Here is a 16,721-nt window from a genome sequence, read left to right as displayed (position 1 = left end):
TTTCAAAAGTCTTTATCATATTAAAGTGATAACAAGAGAAAGAGTTTTGAAAGAAAGGTGTTGGAATTGATGAATGCTGTCTTATTAGCTGTTATCGTATTATTCGCTCTTGCGATCAGTCGAGTTCACATCGTCTTATCGCTCATCCTTGCCGCGGTCGTCGGTGGTCTGGTCGGAGGTCTCGGGTTTAATGAGACGTTGACCGCCTTCAGTGACGGGCTCGGCGGAGGTGCGACAATCGCCCTCAGTTACGCGTTGCTCGGCGCATTTGCCGTCGGTCTATCAAAAACAGGGCTCCCAGACGTCCTGGCTGAAAAGTTAATCAGCATGTCAGGCCGCGACGTCACAGGCAAAAGTGTGACCCGGGTCAAGGCATTGTTGCTATCGTTCCTCTTATTACTAGCAATCAGTTCGCAGAACGCATTACCGATTCACATCGCGTTCATCCCGATCGTCATCCCGCCGCTCCTCGTGCTCTTTAACGAGTTGAAGCTCGACCGCCGGCTCGTGGCGACGATCCTCACGTTCGGTCTCGTCACGCCGTATATGTTACTTCCGGTCGGATTCGGCGGCATTTACTTGAATGAGATTTTGCTACCAAACGTGGAAACGAACGGCATGGCCGTCGGTGATGTCAATATTGTCAGCATCATGGCCATCCCAGCCCTCGGGATGCTCGTCGGTCTCGTCACCGCCTTCTTCCACTACCGGAAGCCGCGGACGTACGATACGATTCAACTCGGGCCTACTGATTACGAAATTCGGACGTTGAGCCCGCTCAAAATCTGGCTCACAGCTGCCGTCGTCCTCGTCGTGCTCGTCGTTCAACTTCAGACCGAATCGATGATCGCATCGGCCGTCTCAGGACTCATCCTGTTGACGCTGCTTCGCCTCATCCCTTGGTCAGAGGCAGACGACATCTTCACGAGCGGGATGCGCATGATGGCTTTCATCGGCTTCGTCATGATTGCAGCGAGCGGTTTTGCCGCCGTCATCCGCGCGACCGGTGCCATCGATCCGCTCGTCAGTGGCGCAAGCGGCATCATGGGCGACTCACAATTTGTCGCCGCGCTCGTCATGCTCCTCGTCGGACTCGTGATCACGTTAGGAATCGGTTCGAGTTTCTCGACGATTCCAATCATCGCGGCCATCTTCGTCCCGCTTTGCATCCAATACGGTTTCTCGGTCGAGGCGACAATCGCCATCATCGGGACGGCCGGTGCACTCGGTGATGCTGGTAGCCCGGCAAGTGACTCGACACTCGGACCGACGAGCGGCTTGAACGCCGACGGTCAACACGACCACTTGCGTGAGACGGTGTGGCCGACGTTCCTCCACTACAACATTCCGCTCATCGTCTTCGGCTTGATCGCCGCCATGGTGTTGTAATCACTTCCGATTGCGCCGAGCGTAAATCGTGCCGAGCAAGACGAGCACGAGTAAAAACCAAACCCCGGTGTACATGAGGATTTCGATAATCATTTCTGACTCCTCCTAAATGTCCATGTAAAAAGGAGCGACGAATTCGTCGCTCCTTTTTATGATGAAGTTTTTAGCTGTTGTTGACAAGTGTTCAAGTATCCGTCGACGGTATCCGCGACCTCGCGACCTTCTCGGATTGCCCAAACAATCAAACTTTGTCCCCGTCTCGCATCCCCTGCAACAAACACACCCTCGACGTTCGACGTATAGTCATGGTTCGCCTCGATGCCGACTTTCCGGAGCTCTCGCTCCGGTCGTTCGAACCCGATGGCGACAAGGACGAGATCGGCTGGATACGTCTCGACCGAACCGTCGACGACGAAGAATGTCGCCTGTCCGTCCGGTTTGACGATTTTCTCCATCCGTTCCGTCTCAATCCCGACGACCTGATCCCCTTGTTTGATGACCCGGTTCGAACGAATTAAATACGTACGCGGGTCACTTTCGAAGTGTTCGATTGCTTCCGCATAAGCGTAATCAGTCGACAACGTGTCCGGTTGAAGCGGCCATGGCCGCTCCGGCGCCCGGAACATGCCTTTCTCCGGGTGTTTCCCGAACTGCGTCACCGACTTGGCGCCTTGACGGATCGCCGTCGCCACGCAGTCCGCTCCCGTGTCTCCGCCACCGATGACGATGACGTCTTTCCCGTTCGCGTCGTATCGAGCGTCGAGCGATTTCCCGCCGAGCACCCGCGTCGATTCCGTCAAATAATCCATCGCCGGCTCGACGCCTGTGGCATCATCCCCATCGATGCCGAGCGTCCGTTGTTTTTGAGCCCCTGTCGCGAGAATGACGGCATCGTACGTGTGACGGAGTGACTCAATCGTCACATCGGTCCCGACGTTGACGCCCGTCTTGAAGCGAATCCCTTCTGCCTCGAGTAGCCGTACGCGACGACGGACGACGTCCTTCTCAAGCTTCATGTTCGGGATGCCATAGAACAACAGGCCGCCCGCCTCATCCGCTTTCTCATAAATTGTGACCGCATGACCGAGCTGGTTCAATTGATCGGCCGCCGCGAGTCCGGCCGGCCCGCTGCCGATGATGGCAACACGATGTCCGGTCCGTTTCTTGACATGACGTGGCTTGACCCAACCTTCCTCGAACGCGCGGTCGATGATCGTCCGTTCGATCGATTTGATCGCGACCGGATCCTCGCTGATGCCGAGCGTACACGACCCTTCACATGGGGCCGGACAGACACGCCCCGTAAACTCTGGGAAGTTGTTCGTCTCCATCAATCGTTCGTAGGCCCGATACCAATCTTGATCCGAGACGAGCTTATTCCATTCGGGAATCAAGTTGTGGATCGGACAGCCGATCGTCTCTTGACCGATCATGTCCCCGACGTGACAGAACGGGGTGCCACAATCCATGCAACGCTCGGCTTGTTTGACGATCGGTCCGTCTTCCATCCGTGAAGCGTATTCACTGTAATCATGAATCCGTTCGAGGACAGAACGTTCTGGCAATGTCTCCCGTGGGATATCGATAAATTTATGTCTCATGCTCCCCCTCCTTCAGTCACGACGCGGAATAGTTCGAGGGCGCGGTCGGCGTCACTCAATTCCGGACGCGTCGCCTCGATGTGACGCATGACGTCAAGTACGTTCGCATAGTCACGCGGTACGACTTTGACGAAGCGTTTTCGTTCTTGCTCAAACGCCTCAAGTACGGCTCTCGCTTTCACACTGTCCGTATGGAACTGGTGCATCTCGAGCAACGCGTAAATCTGTTCGGCATCTTCATCGGTCAACTCTCGATCAATCGAGACGAGCTCTTCGTTGACAAGTTGTTCGTACGCCTGGTCCCCGTAAAGGTAGGCCACTCCGCCCGACATCCCGGCCCCAAAGTTACGACCGACCGTACCGAGGACGACGACCGTCCCACCAGTCATGTACTCACAGCCGTGATCGCCGACGCCTTCTGTCACAGCGACCGCACCCGAGTTACGGACGGCAAATCGTTCTCCGACATGACCGTTGAAGAACGCCATCCCAGACGTCGCGCCGTAGAGACAGACGTTCCCAGCGATGACTTGTTCGCTCTCTTCAAACGGGGCATGTTTCTCGGCGATGACGGCGAGTTTTCCACCACTCAAGCCTTTCCCGACGTAATCGTTCGCGTCACCGATGACTGAGATCGTGATCCCGCTCGGCAGGAACGCCCCTAAACTTTGGCCGGCCGATCCGCTGAGGCGAAGTGAAATCGTATCCTCGGCGAGACCGACGTTGCCATGCACTTTCGTCACTTCATGCCCGAGCATCGTCCCGACGGCGCGGTCCGTGTTGCGGACGCGGCCGACGAAGAACGTCGGTTGGAGCGACTTGATCGAGCGTGATACGGCCGGGATCAATTTTCGGTGGTCATACGACTGATAGGCCGGATGCGGCAACTCTTCTTTTTCCGGCAACGCTGTCGGAATCGATAGCATCGGTGCCAAATCAAGTGTTCTCGCTTTCGGATGTTCTTGTTTCCAGACGCTTTCCTCTAACAAGTCGGTCCGGCCGATGACGTCACGGAGCGATTTCGCACCGAGCGAGGCTAATATCTCTCGCACGTCTTCGGCGAGGAACGTCATCAAGTTGACGACGTGTTCGGGTTTGCCCATGAACTTTGCGCGCAAGGCCGGGTCTTGTGTGGCGACACCGACCGGACACGTGTCGAGGTGACACGCCCGCATCATGATACAACCGAGCACGACGAGCGGCGCCGTCGCGAACGCGTATTCTTCGGCGCCGAAGATGGCGGCGAGGACGATATCACGCCCGGTCATGAGCTTGCCGTCGGTCTCGAGCGTGACGCGGCCCCGGAGTCCGTTCAACGCGAGCGTCTGATGCGTCTCGAGCAAACCGAGCTCCCACGGGAGTCCCGTATGCTTGATTGATGTCCGTGGTGACGCCCCGGTTCCTCCGTCATAGCCACTGATGACAATCGTGTCGGCGTTCGCTTTGGCGACACCGGCCGCGATCGTCCCGACGCCTGACTTCGAGACGAGTTTGACGCTGATTTTCGCGTTCGGGTTGACGTGCTTCAAGTCGAAGATCAGTTGCGCCAAATCTTCAATCGAATAGATGTCGTGGTGCGGCGGTGGCGAGATGAGTCCGACACCTGGGACCGAGCCGCGCACTTCGGCGACCCATGGATATACTTTGTTCCCTGGCAATTGTCCACCCTCACCTGGCTTCGCACCTTGCGCCATCTTGATTTGAATCTCATCGGCGTGATACAAATATTCGGCCGTCACACCGAAACGACCACTTGCGACTTGCTTGATGCGACTGACGCGTTCACTGCCGTCCTCATCAGGTGTGAACCGATTCCGGTCCTCCCCGCCTTCCCCTGAGTTGCTCTTGCCGCCGATTTGGTTCATGGCGATGGCGAGCGTCTCGTGCGCCTCTTTCGATAAGGATCCGAACGACATTGCTCCCGTCTTGAAGCGGCTGACGATCGAAGTGACCGACTCGACTTCATCAATCGAAATCGCATCTTGTTGTTTGAACGCGAACAATTGACGTAAGAATTGGCCTGACGACTCGTGGAGTTTGACGTAGGCGTCATAATACCGGCGCTCGTTCTCGCGGCAGGCCCGCTGGAGCAAATGAATCGTCTTCGGGTTAAAGGCATGCTCTTCCCCATCAGCGCGCCACTGGAAATCGGCTCCGGCCTCAAGCGGTCGTTCCCGCTCGTAGGCAGCTTCATGCTGGCGGCGCGACTCTTCTTCGAGTTCAGTGAAACCGACACCGGACAACTGTGATGTCGTCCCGCGGAAATGGCGTTCGATCAAGGCACGGTCAATCCCGACCGCCTCAAAGATTTGGGCCCCACGGTAACTTTGTACGGTCGAGATCCCCATCTTCGACATGATCTTGACGATGCCATCGACCGATGCCGTCTGATAGCGGCGAACGGCTTCTGTGAACGAGTATGGCAGTTGACCGTCCTCGACCGCCTCGGCAATCGTCGCATAGGCGAGATACGGATAGACGGCGTCTGCGCCGTATCCAATCAAGGCGGCCGCTTGGTGCACTTCACGCACTTCGCCACTCTCAGCGACGAGACTGCACGACGCGCGAAGATTGACGCGAATCAAATGTTGGTGGACGGCGCTCAAGACGAGGAGCGACGGCATCGCCAGCAGGTTTTCGTTCATGCTTCGGTCTGACAAGATGATGACTTCAGCCCCATCGCGGACGAGCCCTTCGACACGTTCGAACAACGTCTCAAGGGCAGCCTCGAGGTCGTGTTCGTATGTCGTCTCGACCCGTTCGACGCGAAGCGTCTCGTTCACTTGTTCGACCGCGGCCGCATCAAGGAACGGATGTTTAAGCCAGACGCGACGCGCATGACCGCGACCGGTGTGGACCGGGTTCGCGAGTGGTCCGAGCCACGTGAACGTGGCCGTGACGATCTTCTCACGCAATGCATCGATTGGCGGATTCGTGACTTGGGCGAAGTGCTGTTTGAAGTAATGGAACAATGAGCGTGGCCGTTCAGACAAGACCGCGACCGGTTGGTCATGACCCATCGAACCAATCGGGTCTTTCTTCTCAAGAATGAGTGGGACGAGATATTGTTCAATATCTTCTTTCGTGTAACCGAACGCCCGCTGTTTCCGGTGCAGTTCGGCGACGAACGGCTCTTCGACCGGAGACTCTTCAAGCTTAGTCATCTGCTTCAACCATTTACCGTACGGCTCGGCGCGCGCGATCGTCTGTTTGATTTCCGCGTCAGGGATGAGGCGTTTCGATTCTAAGTCGATCAATAGGAGCTGGCCTGGACGAAGTCGCTGTTTCGACTTCACGTTCTCGGCTTGTACGGGAATGACGCCGCTCTCAGACGACAAGATGAGTTCGCCATCAAGCGTCTCGATGTAACGCATCGGCCGTAGTCCGTTCCGATCTAAGATGGCGCCGATTTGACGGCCGTCCGTGAAGACGACACCAGTCGGTCCATCCCAAGGCTCCATGATCGATGAATGATATTGGTAGAAGTCTTTTTTGAACGGATCTATTTTCACTTCTGCGAACGGCTCAGGGATGAGCATCATCGCCGTATGAGCGATGGAACGTCCGGTCCGTGTAAAGAACTCGAAGGCGTTATCGAGCATCGACGAATCGCTGCCCGTCTCTTGAAGGACTGGGAACAGCTGATTCACGTCCTCGAACAAATCGGTCGATGTCACGCCTTCGCGCGCTCGCATCGCGTCGATATTGCCGCGGAGTGTGTTAATTTCTCCGTTGTGCACAATCATGCGGTTCGGATGGGCCCGCTCCCATGATGGGAACGTGTTCGTCGAGAAGCGAGAATGGACGATACCGAACGTGCTCTTAAAGGACGGCGCCTGCAAATCGAGATAAAACCGCTCGATCTGTTCAGGCGTCAGCATCCCTTTATAGACGATCGTCTTCGTCGATAAACTCGGCATGTATAGATTCAAGTCTTCGCTCTTCTCAATCGTCCGTCTGAGTTGGTAGAGTGTCCGCTCGTTCGAGTCGTAGTCTGCGAATGGGCAAGAAACGAACCATTGATAAATCGTCGGCTGTGTCACCCGGGCGTGTTCCCCAATGGCCAGACTATCGACCGGGACCTCACGCCAGGCGATGGTCGCATAGTCAAACTCATCGGCAATCGCTTCCATCTGCCGTTGCTTTTCTTGCAGCCGTGATTCGTCAGGTTGGAAAAAGACCATCCCGACCGCGTAGCGACCTGGTGTCGGCAAATTCATCGTCTCGAGGAACAGTTCGTGCGGTAGCTCGGTCATGATCCCCGCGCCGTCTCCGGCATCGATGACGCCTTGCCCGCCCCGGTGTTCCAGCTTACAGAGCATCGATAATGATTTACTGACAATGTCGTGTTTCTTCTCTCCGTTTAGGTTGACATATAGCCCAATGCCACATGCGTCTTTTTCGAATCGTGAATCGTACAAGCCTGTTCGCTTCATCGAATCAACCCCTCTCTCTCGATCTTGTTTCGTAAATTTTATTTTGTTCTAAATATTCTGATAAATCAAGGGGCTTGTATACCATTATGCATAATTCACGTCCACCACCATATCGATGTAAGCGGATTCATTAGCGTTATCAAGCAATTTTTGAAAACATGTTATAATGCATAAAGAATAATTATCCATAAAATATATTGATATATAGGTTCATAAGAACTCAAATATTCTCGCAAAAAAAGCGGTAGTCTATTGAGCTACCGCTTCTGCTTTCGACCTTATTCAACCGTTTTTCGTGAGTGATGCAAGAATGCCCGTGGCTTTTTCCAAATGATCAAGCCGACATAGCCGAGGGTAAGCAAAATCAAGGCACTGACGAGGACGACATAAAGCGTCGCATTGTCGATTCGTGCGAAGATGGCGACGTAGGCCCAGACGAAGACGAGCGGATAGATGAAGTCACGATGCCACCACATGAAGACGAGTGCGAGGACAACACCGACCATGAGCATGAGCGACGTCCAAGCCAGTTCGTCGAGCCCGAGCAACGTGGTGACATTTTCTCGGTTCATGACGACGAACACGTTGACGATCGTCGCGACGGACACCCAGCCGATATAAATCGAGAACGGGAACCGGTCGAGCCAACTTGTCGACGTCCGGAAGGCGATGTAATAGAGCCAGGCGAGCGTCGCGAGAAATGCGATCATGACAACGAGCGAAGCGATGAACCACTCGTTCGTGAACGTGAGCAACCAGAGGCCGTTCAAGATACACGAGACGAGAAAGCCCGCTTTCATCCGATTCGCCTGCCGGTTCGCAACCGACCCTTTCTTCAGTTGCAAGACGAGCCAGACGGCGAGCGCGATATAAATCACGCCCCAAATCGAGAACGCGTAGCCCGCCGGTTTGAAGTAAATATCGATTCGGTCCGACACGGCCGCATTTTCACCGCTCGCGAAGTAGTTGATGACGACCGTCGCCAAAAACGCCAGCCAGTTGATTAAAGGCCATTTTGATAAGTCCATAAGTACGATCCTCCGAAGAAGACCTGACACCTCCTTTATTAGCATAGTTTTCTATACCCATGTGCCAACGCTCATACACATCCGGACTAGCTCCTGAATAACTCGCTGGACACATAATAAAACGACTCCGGCCTTAACCGGAGTCGTGTCGAAGAAGCGGCAGTGTCACCGCATTCGGGATCGTCCACCTAAGTAGGTGGGCGACAACATCAATTGTTTAGAAGTCGATCTCGTCCGGGTCGGGACCGAGACGGTCATGTGTCGCCACGGCATCGATTTTCGCCAAGTCGTCCGCATCGAGCGCAAAGTCGAACACTTCGAAGTTCTCTTGAATGCGGTGCGGTGTGACGGATTTCGGAAGCGCGACATTCCCCGTGTCCAAATGCCAGCGAAGCACGACTTGAGCCGGCGTCTTGCCGTGTTTCTCCGCGATCTCAGCGAAAGTCGGGATGTCGAGGAACTTCCCTTGCATGAGCGGGCTCCAAGCCTCAACTTGAATGCCCTCGTCTTGGCAATACTCGACGAGGTCCGGTTGCGGCAGTTGCGGGTGCAACTCGATTTGATTGATGAGGGGCGTCATGAGACCCGCTTCTTTCAACGTTTCGAGATGATGTTCTTTGAAGTTCGACACCCCGATCGCCTTGATTTTACCGGCCTCATAGAGGTCAATCAAATCTTTCCATGCCTCGACGAACCCGTCGACTGGCCAGTGGAGGAGGCAGAGGTCCAAATAGTCCGTATCGAGTCGAGCGAGTGATTCGTCAAACGCTTCTTTCGTCCGGCGCTGGCGGATATCTTCGTTCCAAATCTTCGACGTCAAAAAGATATCTTCACGAGCGACGCCAGATGTTTGAATCCCTTTGGCGACGCCTTCTTCATTCTTATAAACGGCTGCCGTATCGATATGGCGATATCCGACTTTCAGTGCCTCGGCGACAGCCTGTGGCGCCTCCGTCTCGTTGTCGACTTGCCATACCCCAAAGCCGATCATTGGAATTTTGACACCGTTGCGTAACGTTGCGAGTTGCATACAATCATTCCCCTTTCAAAACTGTTCGAGCTGATTGTATCATACCCGTCATTCTATTTCGAAAAACTAAATCGTCAAATCTTTTCGGGTAAAACGTCCATAAGACAACAGCATGGCGACGATGAGAAGTCCCCCCAACCAGATGAAAGAACGAAACGCTGATTCCCCTTGGATTTGAGCGTTGGCGTCAAACAACGAGAAAATCGATAACGTATTCAACCAGTCGAGCTGGTCACTAAATCCCGAGAAGACGTTCGCCATCAAGAAGAGCGCGAAAATCCCACCTGTGACCATATATGACCGTGTGCTGTCGTCGAACAGGCTTGCGAGAACATAGGCGAGCGCACCGAGGACGACTAGAATCAATCCTGCGTTCAACTGAAGCGTCCACAGTAAGCCGATGTCGATCTGTAAATCAAACAACACGTTGGCGAGCATCAGACTGAGCCCGTTCAACCCGACGAGCATACCACTCGCGATCACAAGCAACACCATACTAGCCGTCACGTAACCGCCACGTGAAATCGGTGCGGCCAAATAAAGCATGACCTCACCCGAATCGACCGGTTTAGCCATGAGCCGTGAGGCGAACGTGAGCGCGAACAGGATGGCCAATACGTAAAAGATGAGCCCATAGTAATTGCCCGCGAGCAGATTGATGACGTTGTCTATCGCCAAGTTCGGGTCGATTTTAAACACTTCTAGCAACTCGGGTGGCAACGAATCCAACTTTCCTTCAATCAGCCCCGTCTCTTGGATGGATGGGAACACCGCCGCCAAAAAGAACAAGTAGAGGCTCGTCCCGAGCGAGTACCCAAGAATCCAGCTACGATTTTGTTTAAACAGTGCCGAGATGAGAACCATTTATTTCGCCTCCCCATAATATTGCATGAACAGATGCTCGAGTTCGTCCGTGCCGCTCGACAACGATTGGACTTCGTGACGGGCGAGTCGATGAATCAAGTCGTTCAACTCTTCGACCGTCGATAAAGTGACGGTGACGACCACACCGTCACGCGAACCGATTTCTTCGCTCAACCGCATTGCTGCCGCCTCGTCCATCAATTCGATCCGATACGTCTTCTGACTATGCCGTTTTAACTCGGTCATCTCCGCTTCGATGATCATCCGACCATCACGGATGAGTGCGGCCCGGTCACACGTCTTCTCCATCTCCGGGAAGTGGTGGGAACTCATCAAGACCGCCTTGCCCGCTGTTTTCTCAGCGATGACCCAATCGACGAGCCGTTCCTGCATGAGCGGGTCGAGCCCGCTCGTCGGTTCATCGAGAATATAAACCGGCACATCTTTCATGAAGCAGGTGACGATGGCAAGTTTTTGTTTCATTCCTTTCGACATCTTGCGCACTTTGAGTGACGTATCGAAGGCGAACACGTCACGCAACTTCCGTTCGCGCTCCGCGCTCGTCACATGAAGTTTCCGAGTCAGTCGGATGACATCTTCCCCAGTCATGTCCTGTGGATAATTGATTTCGCCAGGCAAATAGCCGACAAGCGCCTTCACCGTCTCACTCTCATTCCAGCAATCATGTCCCATGACGGAGGCGACACCCGATTCAGCGTGGAGCAACCCCATCAAGTGACGAATCGTCGTCGATTTCCCCGCCCCGTTCGGTCCGATAAATCCGAACACGGTTCCCGGCTCGACCGTGAACGACACGTCGAAGATGCCGTGTGACGCATCGAAACGCTTCGTCAGTCCTTTAATTTGAATCACCGCACTCACTCCTTAGTTTTGAAATTTATTATATATATGATTACAAAACTAGTATATCACGTTATTTTTTGAAATGGAAATGGTATATTGATTACAAAACATTAGAGAAGCGAGGGTCATCATGGATGGATTCACAAAACGAACTGAAACGAAACGACGAGCAATCTTAGACGCCGCCTTTCGGCTAATGAACGAGAAGCAGTCCCGTTTCACGGTGAGTGAGCTTGCTCGCGCCGCCTCGGTCTCACCGGTATCGATTTATAATTACTTCGGCTCCAAAGAACAAGTGATTGTCGCCGTCTTGACCGAAATGACGGAGGAACAGATGGGATGGATCGAGTCACAAATCACTGACACCGTCCCGTTCGATCAATTGCTGATCGAGATTTTGTCTCGTAAAATCGAGACGGCCGGGCTGTTCGACGAGACGATCACTTCGATGATTCAAGCGGACGCCTCGTGGCAACAGTTGGCAGGACGAGGCTACGCCGCATTCCGGCAATTGATTGAGTACGGGAAGACGAGCGGGGCCATCGACCCGGAGCTGTCGACCGATTCGTACTTACGCTACGTCCAACTTGTGCAGCAGGCGATTTTGTCCGACCCGAGCCTGTCGACGTCACCGATGACCGAATCGATGCAAGACTATTTCCGATTTTTCCTTCACGGCATCATCCGGAAATAACTAAAAAGTCGCCTTCCCCTTCATGTGTGTGTAAGAAGGGATAGGCGACTTTTTATATTCCGTCCTTATGATTAGCTGTCTTTCGTTCTAAACACCGATTCCTCGATTGGATAGAGTGATAGATCGAGCTCGCAGTCCCCTGTCAGAACGAGATCGGCGAGCACTTTCCCAATGAACGGGCCGACCGTCAAACCGGACGAGCCGAGACCGTTCGCGACGAGCAACTGCTCCGCTCCAGGCACGCGGCCAAGAATCGGGATCGAGTTCGGGGTGACCGGGCGGAAGCCGACCCGCGTCTCAATCAGTTCGGCCTCAGCGAGTCCCGGGGCCGATTCTAGCCCTTTTGAGAGCACTTCATGAATCCCGATCGCCGTCGGTCGTGCGTCGAACGCCTTGTCCCGCTCATGCGTCGAGCCGATGACGATTCGTCCTTCTTCAAATCCGAGCAAATAGCGGCGCCGCGGCGGCATGACGACCGGCCAGTCGGATGCGTCCGTATCAGGTAGCTGCACGTGCACGATTTGCGCCTTCTCCCCGGCGACACGGGCCGTGTACCCGATCGGTTCCATCAACTCGGGCAACCACGCCCCGCAGGCGAGTACGATTTCATCCGCCTCAAAGCGGATACCATCACATTCGACATGATAGCCGTTTTCTTCAACGAGCACGGCCGAACCGTCAATCAAGGTCACACCGCGTTTTACGGCGACCCGTTCGAGCGCCGCTCTTAACTTCTCCCCATCGACGCGTGCCCCTCCTTCGACGAGAAGGGCGTCATATTCGTCCGAGAGCGGCGGGAACAGCGCTCTCGCTTCTTCTGCCGTCATCCGGGTCAAATCGCCGATTTCCGGGGCTTCTTCACGGCGTAGCGCCGTTCGCTCTTGCATCTCGTTCAATTTTTTGTCTTCGTGCAAGGCGAGCGTCCCGACGCGTTTATAGCCGGTCTCCGTCTCACCTTCTCGCTTCAAATCGTCCACGACGGTCGCGTAGTAGTGAGCGCCCCCTTTGGCGAGCGCGTACCACGCCTTGTTCCGGCGCTGGGCGATCCACGGGCAGACGATGCCTGCTGCCGCGTCGGTCGCACGGCCCTTCTCTTTACGGTCGATGACGGTGACGTCGGCCTTCCCGGCCAGATGGTACGCGGTCGAGATGCCGACGATTCCTGATCCAATCACAATCACTTTTTTCATAACAGTAGCGCCATCATCGGTTCGATGACGGCTTCACATCCTTTCCTTTCATAAAAAATCACCGGCCCGAAGGCCGATGATCAGTCGCGCATGGCGAGGCGATACAGTAAATCAAGAATTTCAATATAGAGCCAGATGAGCGTCACAATCAACCCGAACGCCGCGACCCATTCGAGCTCTTTCGGAGCCCGGCTCTCGACTTGACGAGCGATATAGTCGAAATCAAGCACGAGCGCGAGTGAGGCGATGATGACAATTACAAATTGCACGCCGATGGCAAGCGGTGACGAGCCCGTCATGAACGGGAGTCCTGAACCAAAGAAGCTCATCCCGATTTGAACGAGATAAAGCAACATGACCGTAAAGATCGCGGCCGTGACACCGGCGCGGAACTTTTGCGTCACTTTGACGAGACCCGTCGAGTAGACGAACCACATCGCGAACGCGACGATGAACGTCGTCAAGACGGCACGGCCGACGATGCCCGGAAGCATCGCTTCGAAGAAGTACGAGATCAACCCGACGAACACCCCTTCGACAATACCATACAATGGCGCGACGACAGGTGCCGTTCTCGGTTTGAACGTGATGACGAGTGCTAAGACCAAGCCGAGGATGAGCGAGCCGATCATGAGCGGGAACAATAACGCCTCCCCGATTGTCGGCACGAGCATCCACGTCGTCCCGGCGGCTGCCGTGACGAGCAAGAGCAGCGTGAACACTTTCGACCACGTACCGGCTTTCGTCATCGGCGTGGCGCTATAAGCTGTTGTCTCCATTGATTTACGGAGAACTGGATTCGATTTAAGTCTCAACTGTCGTTAACCCCTTTATTCTATTTTCAGTTCTTGGCCATGACTTTAATGAATTCCCGCATATAGTCAGGCAGGTCAGGCGGACGGCGGCTCGAGACGATATGACCGTCGACGACGACCGGCTCATCGTGCCAAATCGCACCCGCGTTTTCCATGTCATCTTTAATGCCCGGTGTGCTCGTGACGTTGACACCATCAAGAATCTTCGCTGAAATCAACACCCAGCCAGCGTGACAGATTTGACCGATCGGCCGTTTCTCGTCATGCATATAGCGGACGAACCCTTTCACTGAATCAAAGCGGCGCAACAAGTCGGGTGACCAGCCACCTGGGACGAGGATAGCGTCGTATGATGAGATGTCGACGTCATCGAACGCGATGTCCGATTTGGCTGGAACGCCGTACTTACCGATATAGGCGTGATCCGCCTTCTCGCCGGCGAGGATGACGTTTGCACCTTCCTCGCGTAACCGATGGACCGGATACCATAATTCTAAGTCTTCAAAGTCGTCACTGACGATTTGCAAAATATTTTTACCTTGTAATTGCATCGAATCCCTCCCTTTATTTGTCTTTCACAAGTATACCCCATAAGCCACGTGGCGAAAACAGGGACGATTGATGAAACGCACGTCGCTTAACTTGAATCAATTTGCTTGTGTCACGGTCACAATCACATTTCCAGCCTTTCCTCCGGCATCAACGTAACGGTGCGCCGCGACGATGTCCTCGAGCGGATAAACCGAATCGATGACGGCCTTTACTCGGCCGGCTTCAAACAGATCGTTCAGGAAAGTCAAATCCTCTTTCCGTTCACTCGCAGGTCCTTGTCCGGCGACAGAACTGAATTTCCCGTGTTCGGCGACATGTTTCCGGGCCAACCGCTTATCGATTTTCCCGGCCGCATCGAACACGGCGTCGTATGTGGTCAGTTTCTTATCATAGCCTGCTTTCGTGTAATCGACCACGACGTCTGCGCCAAGACTTCTGACGAGTTCGAAGTTCCGCTCTCGACAGACTGCTGTCACGTGAGCCCCGTAATGTTTTGCGATTTGAACGGCCATCGAACCGACTGCCCCGGCAGCCCCATAAATCAATACGGTCTTCGCTTGTTCGATGTTCACTTTGCGCAAAAAGTGAAGAGTCGTCGTCCCGCCAAACGGCAAGCTGGCTGCTTCGACAAAACTAGCGTTGTTCGGCATGCGTTCGACACATTTATTCGCTTTGACACACGCATATTCAGCGTAGCCGCCGAACCGCATCCCGGTCAGCGCATAGACACGGTCACCGACCTTGAAGTATTCAACGCGACTACCCGTCTCGACGATCTCGCCTGCCAAGACGACACCGAGAATCGGTTGGCGCGGTGCCTTGAAACCGACGACGATTCGCATCGGTAGCTTACCTAGAGCCGGTACATCAAGAGCCCGTAATCGTCGGTCGCCGGAATGGACGGCAGAGGTGTGAACTTTGATCAACAACTCATCCGATTTTGGCACAGGCTTGTCGACCTCTCGGAGCTGTAACACGTCAGGTAGCCCATATGCGGTACAAATCACTGCTTTCATCGTAACCCTCCTCTTAAGACGTGCAGTAGTTACTAATGAATTCACCGTCTCAATAAAATAAAACTAGATGGAAAAGTCATCTGGTTCCTGGAATGAGTTTTTCATCAAACAAGCTGAGGAATAAGAATGACCGCCAACAGTAAAACGGAAGTGATTTTTACTTTGTTACGATTCAATGCGAAAGGAAGCAGAAATAACCCAAGAAAAGTAATGGCAAGGGCGATAAGTCCATGGATGAAGTACCCTTCAGTGGATGCGATTGGGATGCTGATCACATGAATGGTTGGATTTAAGAAAAAGCCCATCGTTTCAAAAACAAGATTTCCGATTAGGCCAAGGCTCAGTAAGCATACGGATAATAAGAAAATTAATGATTGCTTCTTCACGATAATCCTCCTTTTGAACGTACATCAATCAACATGACAAGGTAGACTCGTTTGTCTTCTTCATTATAAACAATCACATATTATTTATGGAAAAAATTTCAACCAATTCGGTTACAATGAGATTGATTCTAATCAATTTATTGAAAGAACTTCCATACGAAGGAGGCTCACTATGAAGACGTGCTACTATCTTGGATGGTTCAACGATTTTTTCCCAACTCATTTGGCAGATGCCTTATCACGAGACGTGACAAATCGGCAGTCCCTCGTAATGATCAGCTCGGACCCTGCCTCAACTGCGGAAAATGGTGTTATCGAGCTATCGTGGTTACAGGAAGCCGGCATCTTGTTCAACGACTATCACGTAATCAATTATGAAACGGACCGAACTAATGCAAAACATCTTCTTAAAGTAGCTTCGATGATCTTCTTGTTAGGTGGGGACACCGTCAAGCAAAATCAGTTCATACATGAATATGACCTAATCCAATCGATTCAACAAAGCGAGGCCATCGTCATAGGCGCTAGTGCAGGCGCAATCAATATGTCTTTGTCTTGGTTATGCTCGCCATTCATGGGTTATGAGGTTTCAACCCCAACGATTTTCCAGGGCGTGGCCCTCAACGATTTTTCGGTGCTCTCCCACTTCGATCTCGAACATCACATGCACATCGTCAAGCAAGAGCTCGCCCTCTTATCCGAAGAATTACCAATCTATTTGTCGAACAAAGATTGTGCACTTCGTGTTCAAGGTGATCAAGTCGATATCTTCGGAGACGTTTATTTGTACGCGAATCGAAACATAACGAAGCTACCTGAGACCACATCTTTTCATACAGATTAGTCCCTCCCATTA

At 53.3% G+C, this 16,721-nt stretch carries 14 protein-coding genes; 3 read left to right on the top strand and 11 right to left on the bottom strand.

Annotated elements, in window-relative coordinates; all coding sequences use genetic code 11:
- The first annotated feature begins 69 nt into the window (after nt 1–69).
- Nucleotides 70–1,389, top strand: coding sequence for a Na+/H+ antiporter family protein (locus KNP86_RS03515; RefSeq protein ID WP_214752860.1), 1,320 nt, complete (start codon nt 70–72; stop codon nt 1,387–1,389).
- A 149-nt stretch (nt 1,390–1,538) separates the two neighbouring features.
- On the opposite strand, the gene KNP86_RS03510 is transcribed toward KNP86_RS03515, so the two are convergent.
- The 6 genes from KNP86_RS03510 to KNP86_RS03485 form a co-directional block, all read right to left on the bottom strand.
- On the bottom strand, nt 1,539–2,990 hold the full coding sequence (locus KNP86_RS03510; protein WP_214752858.1) for a glutamate synthase subunit beta: 1,452 nt from the start codon (nt 2,988–2,990) through the stop codon (nt 1,539–1,541).
- Nucleotides 2,987–7,426 carry a glutamate synthase large subunit gene (gene gltB / locus KNP86_RS03505; protein WP_214752856.1) on the bottom strand — a complete coding sequence of 1,480 codons (4,440 nt, stop codon included), beginning with the start codon at nt 7,424–7,426 and terminating at the stop codon, nt 2,987–2,989. The genes KNP86_RS03510 and gltB overlap by 4 nt, the downstream gene beginning before the upstream one ends.
- 278 nt (nt 7,427–7,704) lie before the next feature.
- On the bottom strand, nt 7,705–8,454 hold the full coding sequence (locus KNP86_RS03500) for a TspO/MBR family protein (RefSeq protein WP_034777451.1): 750 nt from the start codon (nt 8,452–8,454) through the stop codon (nt 7,705–7,707).
- 217 nt (nt 8,455–8,671) lie between these two features.
- The gene (locus KNP86_RS03495) at nt 8,672–9,484 is read right to left on the bottom strand and encodes an aldo/keto reductase (protein WP_034777450.1); all 813 of its coding nucleotides are present in this window, start codon (nt 9,482–9,484) and stop codon (nt 8,672–8,674) included.
- Nucleotides 9,485–9,550: 66 nt separating this feature from the next.
- The gene (locus KNP86_RS03490) at nt 9,551–10,348 is read right to left on the bottom strand and encodes an ABC transporter permease subunit (protein WP_214752854.1); all 798 of its coding nucleotides are present in this window, start codon (nt 10,346–10,348) and stop codon (nt 9,551–9,553) included.
- Nucleotides 10,349–11,221 carry an ABC transporter ATP-binding protein gene (locus tag KNP86_RS03485; RefSeq protein ID WP_214752852.1) on the bottom strand — a complete coding sequence of 291 codons (873 nt, stop codon included), beginning with the start codon at nt 11,219–11,221 and terminating at the stop codon, nt 10,349–10,351. It abuts the gene before it with no gap.
- 121 nt (nt 11,222–11,342) lie between these two features.
- On the opposite strand from KNP86_RS03485, the gene KNP86_RS03480 reads away from it, so the two are divergent.
- Nucleotides 11,343–11,906, top strand: coding sequence for a TetR/AcrR family transcriptional regulator (locus KNP86_RS03480; RefSeq protein WP_214752850.1), 564 nt, complete (start codon nt 11,343–11,345; stop codon nt 11,904–11,906).
- 71 nt (nt 11,907–11,977) lie between these two features.
- Here KNP86_RS03480 and KNP86_RS03475 read toward each other — a convergent pair whose 3' ends face one another.
- From KNP86_RS03475 to KNP86_RS03455, 5 genes are all read right to left on the bottom strand, one after another.
- A complete protein-coding gene (locus KNP86_RS03475; RefSeq protein ID WP_214752848.1) occupies nt 11,978–13,096 on the bottom strand; it encodes an NAD(P)/FAD-dependent oxidoreductase in 1,119 nt (372 codons plus the stop codon).
- An 80-nt stretch (nt 13,097–13,176) separates the two neighbouring features.
- Nucleotides 13,177–13,911: a Bax inhibitor-1/YccA family protein gene (locus KNP86_RS03470; protein WP_214752847.1), complete on the bottom strand. Its 735-nt coding sequence runs from the start codon at nt 13,909–13,911 to the stop codon at nt 13,177–13,179.
- 26 nt (nt 13,912–13,937) lie between these two features.
- The gene (locus tag KNP86_RS03465) at nt 13,938–14,462 is read right to left on the bottom strand and encodes a type 1 glutamine amidotransferase domain-containing protein (RefSeq protein WP_138859491.1); all 525 of its coding nucleotides are present in this window, start codon (nt 14,460–14,462) and stop codon (nt 13,938–13,940) included.
- Nucleotides 14,463–14,558: 96 nt separating this feature from the next.
- Nucleotides 14,559–15,479: an NAD(P)-dependent alcohol dehydrogenase gene (locus tag KNP86_RS03460; RefSeq protein WP_214752845.1), complete on the bottom strand. Its 921-nt coding sequence runs from the start codon at nt 15,477–15,479 to the stop codon at nt 14,559–14,561.
- Between the two features lie 104 nt (nt 15,480–15,583).
- On the bottom strand, nt 15,584–15,865 hold the full coding sequence (locus KNP86_RS03455; RefSeq protein WP_214752844.1) for a hypothetical protein: 282 nt from the start codon (nt 15,863–15,865) through the stop codon (nt 15,584–15,586).
- Nucleotides 15,866–16,037: 172 nt separating this feature from the next.
- Between KNP86_RS03455 and KNP86_RS03450 the strand changes: the two genes are divergently transcribed.
- Nucleotides 16,038–16,709: a Type 1 glutamine amidotransferase-like domain-containing protein gene (locus KNP86_RS03450; RefSeq protein WP_214752842.1), complete on the top strand. Its 672-nt coding sequence runs from the start codon at nt 16,038–16,040 to the stop codon at nt 16,707–16,709.
- The last annotated feature ends 12 nt before the right edge of the window (nt 16,710–16,721 follow it).

The sequence above is a fragment of the Exiguobacterium sp. s16 genome (assembly GCF_018618115.1).
GTDB classification, from domain to species: Bacteria; Bacillota; Bacilli; order Exiguobacteriales; family Exiguobacteriaceae; genus Exiguobacterium; species Exiguobacterium mexicanum_A.
Note: the sequence above shows the minus strand (reverse complement) of the source record. Positions and strands in the feature narration are given on the sequence as shown.